Source organism: Aminobacter sp. P4_H6_2 (assembly GCF_056400805.1).
This window is the reverse complement of the sequence record NZ_JBFUKO010000006.1, coordinates 1-12,406: the sequence shown is the minus strand read 5'-3', so window position 1 is coordinate 12,406 and position 12,406 is coordinate 1. Positions and strand designations below refer to the sequence as shown.

Genomic DNA, 12,406 nt, shown 5'->3' with positions numbered 1-12,406 from the left:
GAAGGTGCGGGCTCGCGGGCTCGAATGCGCCCGGAAAAGCCCGCAACACGATCGGAATTGCGCTGAGTCTGACAGTAAAAAGACCGGAAAGGCAAGCCCGCGCAGGCACTCCGAAGAAGTTGCGCGGGCGTTCTGGGGATAAGTCACAGGCGGCAACTTGTCGCCTGTGCCGACAAACCATCAGGCCTGGTCGTTGATCAGCCTTCTCAGCAGTTCGAGCTCCTGCGCCAGCGTGTTGTCGCCGCCCGACAGGCCCTCGATCTTGCGCACGGCGTGCAGCACCGTGGTGTGGTCGCGGCCGCCAAAACGCCTGCCGATTTCGGGCAGAGAGCGCGGCGTCATCACCTTCGCCAGATACATCGCGATCTGGCGCGGCTTGACGATGGTGCGGGTGCGGCGGTTCGACAAAAGCTCGGTCTTCGACACGTTGTAGTGGCGAGCGACGATGCGCTGGATGTCTTCGATGCGCACGCGCTTGGGCTCACCCGAGCGGTAGATGTGGCCGAGGATCTCGTCGATGCGCTCGATGGAGAGCTGCGGCTCGAACGATTGACGGAAGATCAGCTGGTTGAAGGCGCCTTCCAGCTCGCGGCCCGAGCCGGTCACGGTGCGCGCGACATGGGTGAGGATTTCCTCGTCCATGGCAAAGTTGGGGTCTTCGTTCTTGGCGCCGGCAAAGCGCATCTGCAGCATGCCAAGGCGCATGCCGAAGTCCGGTGCCGACATTTCGAGCGCCACGCCGCCATTGAGGCGCGAGCGTACGCGCGGCTCGAGCGATTCGAGCTCCGCCGGTGGACGGTCGGCTGCGACCACGACCTGCTTGGCCGAATCGAGCAGCATGTTGATGAGATGGCAGAACTCGTGCTGGATCGACTTGCCCTGCAGGAACTGCATGTCGTCGATGATCAGCAGGTCGATGTCGCGCAGCTGCTCCTTGAGGGTCAGCGCATTGTTGTCGCGGATTGCGGTCGCAAAACGCCACATGAAGTATTCGGCGGTCAGGTAGACGACGCGCGACTTCGGGTTCTGGCGCAGCGACTCGGCGGCGATCGCCTGGAGCAGGTGCGTCTTGCCGAGGCCTACCGTGGCGTGGAGGAACAGCGGGTTGAAGCGCGAGTTCGATTCTGCCACCGCACGTGCCGCAGCGAGCGCCACGCGGTTGGAGGGGCCTTCGACGAAGGATTGGAAAGTATAGCGCGGGTCGAGCGGCGAGCCGAGAACGCTCTGCTTGAATTCCGCGTCGGCCGTGCCGTTGCGCACGGGCGCTGGGCGCTCGGTGCGGCCTGCAGCGACCGTGCTCGTGGCAAGGGCTGTCTGCATCTGGCGCACCGGCTTGCGCAGTGCCGTTGCTTCGGTCTCCACGCCGGGACGCGCCACGCGGGTCGCCGTGCGGATAATGATTTCAAGCTTCAGAAGCTCCGGCTCTTCCTGGCGCCACAACTCGGAAATGAGGTCGAGATAGTGGCTGTTGATCCAGGAGCGCAGGAAAGCGGTCGGCACGGAAAGGCGCACGACGCCCTTCGATGTTTCCGCAAGCTTCATGCGGCCGAACCAGCTCGAAAATACCTCGCTGCCCAGGCGAACCTGGAGCTGCGTCTTGACCCGATCAAAATTCTTCTCGGCGGCGCTGCTTGCTGCCACTGCATTACCCTCGATCAGTTCGCCGGTAAAAAGAAAGCCCGCATTTGCTTCCCTTTCGATGCCGCTTTGCATTGTCGCAATCCCTAATCTTCGGTTCTGTTTGCCAAATGGAGACGCGCCGCTCGCATCGCCACCGGTATGTTCATTCGGATGCTGCCGTTGCCGGCCGAGTCCCCCCGGGTGCAGGACCGCGAAAATCGGAACCGATTTTCGGAAACGGCCATGCATCGTTCAAAGTGCTGCAGCGTTCGTTGCGTCTCAACAGGTCGCCACGCGCTGTAGTCGCCTTCCGCTAGCGCCCGGTGGCGCTTTTGGAAGGCCGGTGCTGCGGGGTGGCAGCACCAGGCAAATGCGTAGCCCTCCGGCGAAGTCGCCGGCGCGTTGCAAAGTCGATATGCCGTGTATCCCCACACGCCCCAAGTATACATCGAAGTGAGCATGCCTCCCCCGGTCGCGGATTCCATCCACGCCGAGAACGCCGCCGATTTTTAGGCTTGGCAGAGGGCTAGGTGCCCGTCCCTTCGATAAAAAGACCTTACAAAAATCGCTGTGGACAGGGCAAGGCCGAGTCTAACTCGTTTTTAATGAATCTGCTTACCTCGGCAGCGGATTCAAAGCCTGTTTGTAGTCCTCACGTGGACAAAGCCGTTGTGATTCAAACCCTTTTCCGGGGAACGAAAAAAACCGCGCCCCGTCGAAAAAAGTTTTAAAAGAATCCGCTTGACATCAACTTGTCCCCCAACCCCCGAAGGTGGCTTGAACAAGCTGTGGATGACCATTCGCAAGCCCATGAAATCAAAGGGTAATTTCTGCTGCGGTGAGTCTGGTTGTGGGGCTGCTTGCGGTGGTTGTAGTTATCAGAATAACCGCATATGCCGGCAAAGTTCTTGGCCCTCAAAGGGCATGCTCCAGCGGCCCATTGGAGGGCTTTTTCGGCCCCATGCCGACAAAAGAAAAACCCGGCTGGTTAGGCCGGGTTGATCAGAAATCCAATTGCTTGCAGGGCTTAGGCGGAAAGTGCCTTGAGCCGCTGTGCCAGACGCGAAACCTTGCGCGAGGCGGTATTCTTGTGCAGCACGCCCTTGGTGGCGGCGCGCATCAATTCCGGCTGGGCGACGCTGAAGGCGGCTTCTGCCTTTGCCTTGTCTCCCGAGGCAAGTGCCTCTTCGACCTGGCGGACATAAGTCCGGACGCGCGAGCGGCGGTTCTTGTTGACCGCTGYGCGGCGGGCGATCTTGCGCGTTGCCTTCTTGGCCGAGGAGGTATTGGCCATGGTGCCTCTCTTTTGATCTCTAGGTGGGCGCGAGCGGCTTCCCGCAAAGCGCAAAAATCAATCGGGCGTCCCTAAGGGTCGCCTCGGTTGGTGGGCTTATAGTTCAGCTTATTCCCAACGTCAACGCGATTCAGGTCAGCGGTTGTGGAAATTCGCTGTCCGCTTCTCGGCAAAGGYCGCCATGCCTTCCTTCTGGTCGTCGAGCGCGAACATCGAATGGAACACGCGTCGCTCGAAACGCAGACCTTCGGCAAGCGTCACCTCGTAGGAGCGGTTGACGGCTTCCTTGCACATCATGACCGCCGGCAGCGAGAAGTTGGCGATCTTGGCTGCCGCCTTCATCGCTTCTTCCATGAGGTCGGCCGCTGGCACGACGCGCGATACGAGCCCTGAGCGCTCGGCCTCGGCGGCATCCATCATCCGGCCGGTCAGGCACATGTCCATCGCCTTCGACTTGCCGACGAAACGGGTGAGGCGCTGCGAGCCGCCCATGCCGGGCATGACGCCGAGCGTGATCTCGGGCTGGCCGAACTTGGCCGTGTCGGCGGCGATGATGAAGTCGCACATCATGGCGAGCTCGCAGCCGCCGCCCAGTGCGTAGCCAGCGACCGCCGCGATCATCGGCTTGCGGTTGCGCGCAAAGGCTTCCCAACCTGAGAAGAAATCCTCCATGTAGGCGTCGACATAACTCTTGGCCTGCATCTCCTTGATGTCGGCGCCGGCAGCGAAAGCCTTTTCCGATCCGGTGATGACAATGGCCCCGATGCCTTGGTCCGCCTCAAAGGCCGCAGTGGCCGCCAGAAGTTCGCCAAGCACCTGTGAATTCAGCGCATTGAGCGCCTTTGGGCGGTTGAGCGTGATCAGCCCGACCTTGCCACGTGTTTCCACGATGATCGTATCATAGGCCATCTTGCGGCTCTCCCTGTCTCGCAGCGCTACCAATGAGGCTTTGCTCTAGCTCAGCGCTGGCACTGGCGGCAATAGAAGGTTGAACGCCCGCTTTGCACGATGCGCTCGATATGGCCGCCACAGCCCGGACGCGGGCAGGGTTCGCCCTCGCGGTCGTAAACGGAAAAGGAGTGCTGGAAATAGCCGAGCGAACCGTCGGTATGGACGTAGTCGCGCAGCGACGACCCCCCAGCCGCGATCGCATCGGCAATCACCTCCCGCACGGAAGTCGCAAGCAGCGTTGCGCGTTCGCGCGCGGCCTTGCCGGTGCCGGCAATGGTGCCGGCGGCACGCAGTGGCGACAGTCCCGCGCGCCACAGGGCTTCCGCGACATAGATGTTGCCGAGGCCGGCGATCAGCCGCTGGTCGAGTAGGGCGGCCTTGAGCGGTGTCTTTTTGTCTTCGAAAAGGCCAGAGAGCAGCTCGCCATCCAGCGAGTTACCGGTCGGCTCGACGCCGAGGCCGGACAGCATTGGATGCTCCGCGCCACCGCGCTCGGCAAAAAGCATGAAGCCGAAACGCCTGGGGTCGTTGAAGATGACGCGCGAGGGAACACCGTTAGGGCCGGCGACGTGGAAGACGACGTGATCGTGCGTTTCCGATTTCGAGCGCTCATTGTGGAAATTGCCCGGTGCCGTCCCGTCCTCATCGGTTTCGATGCGGAACGAGCCAGACATGCCGAGGTGGCAGATCAGCAGCGGAGCGTCTTCCACATCCGCAATCAGATATTTGGCGCGACGGCCAAGCGAGGTGATCCTGTGGCCCGCAAGGCGTTCGCCGAAGCTCTCGGGAAACGGGTAGCGAAGATTGGGGCGGCGGGTCTCGACGCGCTCGATCCGCGCGCCTTCAAGCACCGGCTGCAATCCGCGCCGGACAGTCTCTACTTCGGGCAATTCAGGCATGGGTTGCGATCGTTTCGTAGAAGGAGTTTCCGTGGCGCCCTGGGGCTAGGCCGAGATGCGCGGCCACCGTTTCGCCGATGTCGGCGAAGGTTGGCCTCAGTCCGACATCGCCGCCTGGCATGCCCGGGGCCATGCCGATCACCGGGATGCGTTCGCGCGTATGGTCGGTGCCGCGCCATGTCGGATCGTTGCCGTGGTCGGCGGTGAGGATGAGCATATCGCCAGGCTTTAGCCGCGCGAAAGCTTCTGGCAGGCGCTTGTCGAATGCCTCCAATGCCGCGGCATAACCCGGCACGTCGCGGCGGTGGCCGAATTCGGTGTCGAAGTCGACGAAATTGGCGAAGACCAGATCGCCGTCGCTGATGTCATCCATGGCGCCGAGCGCCTTGTCGAACATCGCCATGTTGCCGACGCCCTTGCGGATTTCGCTGATACCCCGGTGGGCGAAGATGTCGCCGATCTTGCCGACGGCGATAACCTTGCTGCCGCGCGCGGTGAGCCGGTCGAGCAACGTCGGCTCAGGAGGCGGCACGGCGTAATCTTTGCGGTTGGGGGTGCGTTCGAAGGTTTCCGTGCTCTCGCCTGTAAAGGGACGCGCGATGACCCGACCGATCTTCAGCGGGTCGACGAGGTGGCGGACAATTTTGCAAAGCGCGTAGAGCCGCTCCAGCCCGAAATGGGTTTCGTGCGCGGCGATCTGGAGGACGGAATCCACTGAGGTGTAGCAAATTGGCTTGCCGGAGCGCAGATGCTCTTCGCCGAAGCGCTCGATGATCTCGATGCCCGAAGCGTGGCAGTCGCCCAAYATGCCCGGCACCTCACCCTCGCGGACGATCGCTTCGGTAAGCGTCGCGGGGAAGGCGGGAATGGTCTGTTGGAAATAACCCCAGTCGAAGGTCACCGGCAGGGCGGCGATTTCCCAATGGCCTGAAGGTGTATCCTTGCCGCTCGAGATTTCCTGGGCTGCGCCATGGAACGCGCTAGCCACGGGCTTTGCAGTGCCGGCGAAATCGAAACCTGATGCCAGTTTCGCTGCCTGGCCAAGGCCGAGCGACGCCATGTTCGGCAGCTGAAGCTGGCCACTGCGCAGGCCTTCGCGACCACCCTGGCCATAGGCGCAGGCAGCAGCGATGTGGCCGAACGTATCGGAGCCGACATCGCCGAAGCGCGCGGCGTCAGTTGCCCCGCCGATGCCGAAGGAATCCAGGACGAACAGGAATGCACGCGCCATCTATGAAGGGCTCTCAATTGCCAGCTTGCGGCACAGACATAAGATCAGTCGCCGGCCTTGGCAATTATCGGGCGAAACGCAGAAGACTGGTGATCCCAAGCGGCGGCTGACCAGCACCCCCTCAGCATTTGATTTTTGGATCGATACAGTCGGCACAAGGTATGGTCGCGCTCATGCGAGGCCGGAGATAGTAGGTCTCCTTCATGTCGAGTTTGCCATTTTCGAAGATCTTGCCCATCACACCCAGTCCGGTGGCTGTCTGCTGGTCCGGCGTCCAGGTTATGACCGGTTGATAGGGCAAGTCGCTGTCGACGCGGATGAGAAAACCTGGGGTCATGAGGTCTTCGGGGACGGTAGCGACAGAGCCCTTCGTTTCGCCGATCTCAGGCTTGCCACCTATCCGCTTGCGCGACCACTCAACGAGGGCCTTCGGAGGCTTGCCCTGTAGGGCCGTGATCTCGATCGCGGTCACTGTGATCGTGGAATTGCTGCGGCCATAGGGCTGCAGGATTGAATCGCCGATCGTCATGACGGCGTTCACCTCGCACTGCGAGATCGCCTGCTGCTGAGTGATCAGGTCCGCGACCATCGAACTCATGCGGCTGACTTTCTTGTTGGTCTCGATCGCTTGCGAGACTTCCATGGTCACGAAATAGAGCGACAGGAGCAGAGGTACGATAAGGGCGAACTCAACGGCAGCGATGCCGCGCTGGTCTCTGATCAGAGCGCCAGCGCGCGACCGCAAGCGATCCAGTGTGGATATTGCAACAGCGCAAATAGTCATCTTGCTTCCTTCCCGGCAGGTTGACCGCCCAATGAATTTTCTAATCGTTGAACGGTTCGTTCTGCCAAGCCGTGACCGCAAATAGTAGGATCTTGTCGTCCCCGAGGTTTGTTATCCTTTTGTGCATAAAGTCCGTGATGACCGGCCATCTGTAGAAGACACGCAGCATGTTCTTGGACATTGATGGTCCGGGTGCAACGTCGAAATTTGTACTGTTGATATCGCCATTGGCAGTCAGTTCGAGCTTGTCGTCGGCAGCATTGGCGAAGGTAGTGTAGCTGCGCAGGTCGATGATCAGCTCAGGGCAGCCCTTGGCGACGAGCACTTCCAGCTTGGGGCAGATCATGCGCTTCAACTTTTCTTTGTTGATTTCTTTGTTGGGGGGGAGAAATTCTGCCGCCTTGACTTGTCCTGTGCGGAACTGGCGGGCGACGTCATCGGCGGCATTCGACAGTATTTGCTGGCCAGCAAAGGCAATGCAGCTCTCAAGGATTGCAAAGACCAGCATTGAAAAAGGGATCGCCAGCATGACAAATTCAATTGCCGTGCTGCCGCTCTGGTCGCGCACGAACCGGGCGAAGAAACCCCGCCGATGCGCTTTCGTATCGTCTTGTGCTGCAGGCGCTGTTTCGCTCATGTCCCGGCCGCCCCTCATGGTTCGGGCGACTTATAAGGGAAAGCTGTTGAAGTCCGGTTTGGATGACCGGCGAAATTGTGCGAGCCCGCTTTACTTGGCGCTAACCTTGCTCCGCCCCTGAGCCCAGGCTACTGGCTGGCGTTCAGCTCGCTCTCGGACATCCGCTCGGCGTCGCTCTTGTAGGAGCTTTCGCAATAAGGCGTGCATGACAGCGTCTGGATTTCCGAGCGCCTGTAGATCCGCACGGACGACGCGTCGTGGCGGATGACGGTCACTTGTTCGTCGACGATCGGGCTGCCTTGCGCATCGAGCACCACAAGGTTGGTGACGCCGAAGCCCTTGCCGGTAAGTACGATGGTCGATGCGTCCTGCACCGAAGCGTCGGCGATGGCCGAGTTGCCAACCACGATGGTGTCGGCCGGGCGGGTGAGCCGAACGATCTTGGCCTGGTTCATCGTCACCTCTATGCCCGCGCCCGCGTGCGAAGGCGCGGCAACGGCAAGCGATGCCATGACGGTTAAGGCTCCAACGATAAAAAGGTTCGCCATGCTAGTCGCCCCCTCGGCGGCTGTCGCTATACTGTTCAATGGAACATGAACGACTTTGGTGAACCAACGGTTAAGCCACCGGTCACCGCAACCGATGCGCGAGTCGGCGTGATCCGAGCATGATCAGGAGTCGGCTCCTGAAACCCGGCTGGCCGCTATTTCAGGCGTTTCGTATCGCCGAAAATGGTAACTTCCGGTTTAGTTAGCGGTTAACCACAGAGCTGCAATGCCGGGCTAAAGGTTTCGGTAAGGCTGTTTCTTAAGCCGATCGAAACAGCTCCCCGATAGGTTGCAGTCATCCGATCAACGACAAAGAAATGTTGGCGGAAGTGCTGTAACACGGAGCAAGGAGCTAACAATGACCAACCTTATCGCACGTTTTGTGAAAGACGAATCCGGCGCGACCGCCATCGAATACGGTCTGATCGCCGCCCTCATCGCCCTCGCCATCGTCGGTGGCGCCACACAGCTTGGTACCGCGATCAACAAAAAGTTCGCCGATGTCGGGACGGCGCTCGGAGAGGCTACGGCGCCGGTGGTCAAGCCGTAATGCGGGCCTAAAGCCTCGTCCGGCATTTCGGTCGGCAAGGTAGGTGAAAAGGCTGCTCGTGCGAGMGGCCTTTTTGCTTTCTATGGGCGAGGCATCCGCGCCTGTCGTGTTTCATCGAAGCTTAACGCCACGTCGTTATGCTCGACCATGTTCTGTATGGCGGACATCTCACTATGCTTGAAGCATTAATATTTGTCGTTTTTCCGTTCTGCATGGTGTTTGCCGCTGTCTCCGACACCATGTCGATGACCATCGCCAATCGTGTGCCGCTGTTGTTGCTCGGGGTGTTCCTTGTCGTCGCGCCGCTGACGGGCATGGCTTGGGCAGACATCGGCATGCATCTCGCCGCGGGCGCCTTGATGCTCACCATCACCTTCGGGCTTTTTGCACTTGGCGGCATGGGCGGCGGCGACGCCAAGCTGATTGCTGCGACCTCAGTATGGATGGGGTTCGGCATTCCCTTGATGGAATATCTCCTCACTTCGGCGGTCTTCGGCGGAATGTTGACGCTGGCGATCCTGTCCTTCCGCAGCTCCGCACTTTCCCACATCACCAGCCAGAACATGTTCCTCAGGAACTTTTCCAAGGATGCAGGTGGCGTGCCCTACGGCATCGCTCTGGGCATCGGTGGCCTCGTCACCTATCCAGCTTCTCCGATGATGGTCTGGGCGATCGAGCGGCTGGCTGCGCAGTAGCGCTCGGCGTAAGACAAAGTTAATCACGATCGTAAGGACTACATTAACCATAAGTTGACGATTGCTTCTGCAAAGTCCGGCCTGGCTTGATGGGGTTTGCCAGGGTGGGGTTCGGACGATGGCTGCATCGCGACTGATGATACTTGGCGTAGCGGTTGCCGCAGCGGGCGGCGCCGGTTTCGTCGCAAAGAACATGTCGGCACCGCTTCCGCCTGAGGTGGTCATCGAATCCGGGCCGCAGCAGCCCCAGCTTGCGTTGACCGACGTTCTGGTCCTGACCGGCGACGTGCCCATGGGCGGCCTGGTGGAAAACAACATCGCCTGGCAGCCTTGGCCGAGCGACGGCCTCAACCCCAATTTCATCACCCGTAGCGCCGAGCCCGAGGCGCTTGAAAAATTCAAGAATTCGGTCGCGCGTCTTGGCATGTTCAGCGGAGAACCGTTGCGCAAATCGAAGCTGATCGGCGAGGGCCAGAGCTTCATGTCGGCCGTGCTGCCCGCCGGAAAGCGCGCGGTTGCCACAACGATCTCCGCCGACACCTCAGCTGGTGGCTTCATCCTGCCGAACGACTATGTCGACGTCATCATGACGCGGCGTTCCGATGCGGAAAAATCCAGCAGCGGCTTCACCACCGAAACCATCCTCAGCAATATCCGCGTTCTGGCCATCGACCAGACCATCCAGGAAGATGAGGAAGGCAAGAAGGTCAAGGTCGGTCAAACGGCGACGCTGGAACTGACCCAGCAGCAGTCCGAGATCATCACGGTGGCGCAGCAGATGGCCGACCGGCTGACGCTGGCGTTGCGCTCCGTCGCCGATGCGCAGGAAAAAAACCTGGCCGAGGCCGATTACCTGGTCTCAGGCAGCGGCAAGCGCGGCACAGTCCGGCTTATCAAGTCCGGCGAGATATCAGAGTCGGGAGCAAGGAAATGAAGTCTTGCGCCAGACACTTCGCAATTGTCGCCGCTGCATTCGGCATCCTCGCCGCTGGTGCGATCATAACCGACCAGTCGCCGGCTTCAGCAGCTGGTCAGGCCAAGGTGGGATCGAACAGTTCCAACAGCCAGCGCGTCAAGCTCGGGCTCAACAAGTCGGTGGTCATCGACCTGCCAAGCGACGCCTATGACATTCTTGTCGCCAATCCGGCGGTCGCTGACGCCGTCACTCGAACGGCGCGCCGCATCTATCTGTTCGGCAAGGCGGTCGGTGAGACCAACATTTTTGTCTTCGGCCCCAATGGCGAGCAGATCGTCAGCCTCGACCTCGCGGTCGAACGCGACGTTGCCGGCCTCGAGGACTACATCAGGCGTTTCATTCCGGGTGCCGACATCAAGGTCGAACTGCTGAACGACAACGTCGTGCTGACCGGCACCGTCGACACGCCGCTCGACTCCAAGCGCGCCGTCGATCTGGCGACGATCTTCGTCACCGGCGGCGAGGCCACGACCGGGCAGTATTCACAAACCGCCACCGGCGGCTCAGACAACGCCGGCGTCGACATCAACAACCCCGATCGGACACGCCAAACAAGCAAGATCGTCAATCTGCTTCAGATCATCGGCGAAGACCAGGTGATGCTCAAGGTCACGGTCGCCGAGGTCAGCCGCAACGTCATGAAGCAGCTTGGCGTTAACATGCTGGCGCATGGCAACTCTAACGGGATCAGCTGGGGTGTAGAAAACTTCATTCCGGGTGGCATTGGTGCGCCTTTGGTAGGCGAGGGAGGCAATTTCTTCCTTTCGAAAAATGGCGTTGGCGCGTCGATCAGCGCAATGGAGCAGGCTGGTGTGATGAAGACACTGGCCGAGCCGACTTTGACTGCCGTCTCCGGTGAGCAGGCGACTTTTCGCGTTGGCGGCGAATTCAACATCTTGCGGGAGGTTGCGGCTGCGAAACGCGACAAGGATGGCGTTACCGATCCCGGCGGTCTCAAGTATGACCAGATCGAATACGGCATCAGCCTTGATTTCAAACCGGTCGTCCTTTCACCGGGCCGCATCAGTTTGAAGGTTCGCACGGCGGTTTCCGAGCCGACAAATGAATCGCCGGGCACAGCTGGTGGCAATCCGATGCTGCCGTCCCTGCGCAAGCGTCTCGCCGACACGACTGTCGAACTTCCATCTGGCGGGTCGATGATGATTGCTGGCCTTGTTCGCGACGACGTCAAGCAGGTCATCGGCGGCTTGCCCGGGTTGGCAAAGGTTCCGGTGCTCGGCACGCTGTTCCGCAGCCGCAACTTCGTCCGCAACGAGACCGAACTGGTCATCATCGTGACGCCATATCTCGCTCGCCCGATCGCGCGTAACGAACTCGCCAAGCCTGACGACAATTTCAATGCCGCAAGCGACGGCGCTGGCATGTTCCTTGGCCGCGTCAATCGTGTCTACGGCACCATGAAAACCGACAAGCCCGCCGGCCGTTACCATGGCGTCGTTGGCTTCATCTACAAATGAGCGGGGATAGGGGCATGTCTCAGGCAGTATTCACGCGCGATCTCGTCAGATCGGCAAAGTCTCGCATCTTCCTCCCGCTTCTCGCGGTAGCGGCAGTGGCCCTGCTGGCGGGGTGCGCCAACCGCGACAGCGTGACCGTCGGTTCGATCCCCGACGACTATCGCACAAACCACCCCATCGTCATTGCCGAGAAGAACCAGACGATCGACATCCCGGTAGGCGCCGGTGATCGCGGCATCACCAGGGGGCAAAGGGACACTTTCGAGGGGTTCCTGCAGAATTACGATTACCGCGCGGCACCCTCGCYGACGATCATGGCGCCGTCCGGCGGCGCCAATGATGTCGCCGCGTCCCATGCGGCGCGTGGGCTGATGAATGTGGCGATCAAGGCAGGCGTTCCGAAAAATCGCATCGCCGTCACCAACTATCAGTCGGCCTACCCCGAGGCATCCTCGCCGGTACGCGTCGTCTACACGGCGATGCGCGCCCAGACGGACCAATGTGGCCGCTGGCCGGAAGACATCGCCAACACCGCCGACAACAAGCACTACGCCAATTTCGGCTGTTCCTATCAAAACAACATTGCCGCCCAGATCGCCAATCCGGCTGACCTGCTTGGGCCGCGCAAGCAGACCCCGATCGATGCCGAGAACCGCGACGTCGTGATCGGCCAATACCGCAAGCCGCCCGCCGCTTGGCGACCCGAGACGAATTATTGATGGGATTTGGAGGCAGTTCGACAT

The 12,406-nt window shown here is 60.6% G+C and carries 13 protein-coding genes; 5 read left to right on the top strand and 8 right to left on the bottom strand.

What is annotated here, in order from left to right; genetic code table 11:
• Nucleotides 1-180: 180 nt before the first annotated feature.
• The 8 genes from dnaA to AC1DUU_RS01105 all read right to left on the bottom strand — a co-directional run bounded on the left by dnaA (nt 181) and on the right by AC1DUU_RS01105 (nt 7,928).
• Nucleotides 181-1,713: a chromosomal replication initiator protein DnaA gene (gene dnaA, locus AC1DUU_RS01140; protein ID WP_476781568.1), complete on the bottom strand. Its 1,533-nt coding sequence runs from the start codon at nt 1,711-1,713 to the stop codon at nt 181-183.
• Between the two features lie 934 nt (nt 1,714-2,647).
• On the bottom strand, nt 2,648-2,914 hold the full coding sequence (rpsT, locus tag AC1DUU_RS01135) for a 30S ribosomal protein S20 (RefSeq protein WP_476781567.1): 267 nt from the start codon (nt 2,912-2,914) through the stop codon (nt 2,648-2,650).
• 135 nt (nt 2,915-3,049) lie between these two features.
• Nucleotides 3,050-3,823, bottom strand: coding sequence for an enoyl-CoA hydratase (locus tag AC1DUU_RS01130; protein WP_476781566.1), 774 nt, complete (start codon nt 3,821-3,823; stop codon nt 3,050-3,052).
• A 50-nt stretch (nt 3,824-3,873) separates the two neighbouring features.
• Nucleotides 3,874-4,764 (bottom strand): bifunctional DNA-formamidopyrimidine glycosylase/DNA-(apurinic or apyrimidinic site) lyase, encoded by an 891-nt coding sequence (mutM, locus tag AC1DUU_RS01125; protein WP_476781565.1) that lies wholly within the window; start codon nt 4,762-4,764, stop codon nt 3,874-3,876.
• The gene (locus AC1DUU_RS01120) at nt 4,757-5,995 is read right to left on the bottom strand and encodes a phosphopentomutase (protein WP_476781564.1); all 1,239 of its coding nucleotides are present in this window, start codon (nt 5,993-5,995) and stop codon (nt 4,757-4,759) included. The genes mutM and AC1DUU_RS01120 overlap by 8 nt, the downstream gene beginning before the upstream one ends.
• A 121-nt stretch (nt 5,996-6,116) precedes the next feature.
• A complete protein-coding gene (locus AC1DUU_RS01115) occupies nt 6,117-6,779 on the bottom strand; it encodes a TadE/TadG family type IV pilus assembly protein (RefSeq protein WP_476781563.1) in 663 nt (220 codons plus the stop codon).
• A 40-nt stretch (nt 6,780-6,819) separates the two neighbouring features.
• The gene (locus AC1DUU_RS01110) at nt 6,820-7,416 is read right to left on the bottom strand and encodes a TadE/TadG family type IV pilus assembly protein (RefSeq protein ID WP_476781562.1); all 597 of its coding nucleotides are present in this window, start codon (nt 7,414-7,416) and stop codon (nt 6,820-6,822) included.
• Nucleotides 7,417-7,544: 128 nt separating this feature from the next.
• Complete coding sequence (locus tag AC1DUU_RS01105) at nt 7,545-7,928, bottom strand: pilus assembly protein N-terminal domain-containing protein (RefSeq protein ID WP_476781561.1); 384 nt, start codon at nt 7,926-7,928, stop codon at nt 7,545-7,547.
• Between the two features lie 394 nt (nt 7,929-8,322).
• Between AC1DUU_RS01105 and AC1DUU_RS01100 the strand changes: the two genes are divergently transcribed.
• From AC1DUU_RS01100 to AC1DUU_RS01080, 5 genes are all read left to right on the top strand, one after another.
• Nucleotides 8,323-8,514 (top strand): Flp family type IVb pilin, encoded by a 192-nt coding sequence (locus AC1DUU_RS01100; protein ID WP_476781560.1) that lies wholly within the window; start codon nt 8,323-8,325, stop codon nt 8,512-8,514.
• A 173-nt stretch (nt 8,515-8,687) separates the two neighbouring features.
• On the top strand, nt 8,688-9,209 hold the full coding sequence (locus AC1DUU_RS01095; RefSeq protein WP_476781559.1) for an A24 family peptidase: 522 nt from the start codon (nt 8,688-8,690) through the stop codon (nt 9,207-9,209).
• A 118-nt stretch (nt 9,210-9,327) separates the two neighbouring features.
• Nucleotides 9,328-10,143: a Flp pilus assembly protein CpaB gene (gene cpaB / locus AC1DUU_RS01090; protein ID WP_476781558.1), complete on the top strand. Its 816-nt coding sequence runs from the start codon at nt 9,328-9,330 to the stop codon at nt 10,141-10,143.
• Nucleotides 10,140-11,663 (top strand): type II and III secretion system protein family protein, encoded by a 1,524-nt coding sequence (locus AC1DUU_RS01085; protein WP_476781557.1) that lies wholly within the window; start codon nt 10,140-10,142, stop codon nt 11,661-11,663. Before cpaB ends, AC1DUU_RS01085 begins: the two co-directional genes overlap by 4 nt.
• Nucleotides 11,664-11,677: 14 nt before the next feature.
• Nucleotides 11,678-12,382 (top strand): CpaD family pilus assembly protein, encoded by a 705-nt coding sequence (locus AC1DUU_RS01080; RefSeq protein ID WP_476781556.1) that lies wholly within the window; start codon nt 11,678-11,680, stop codon nt 12,380-12,382.
• Nucleotides 12,383-12,406: the final 24 nt, after the last annotated feature.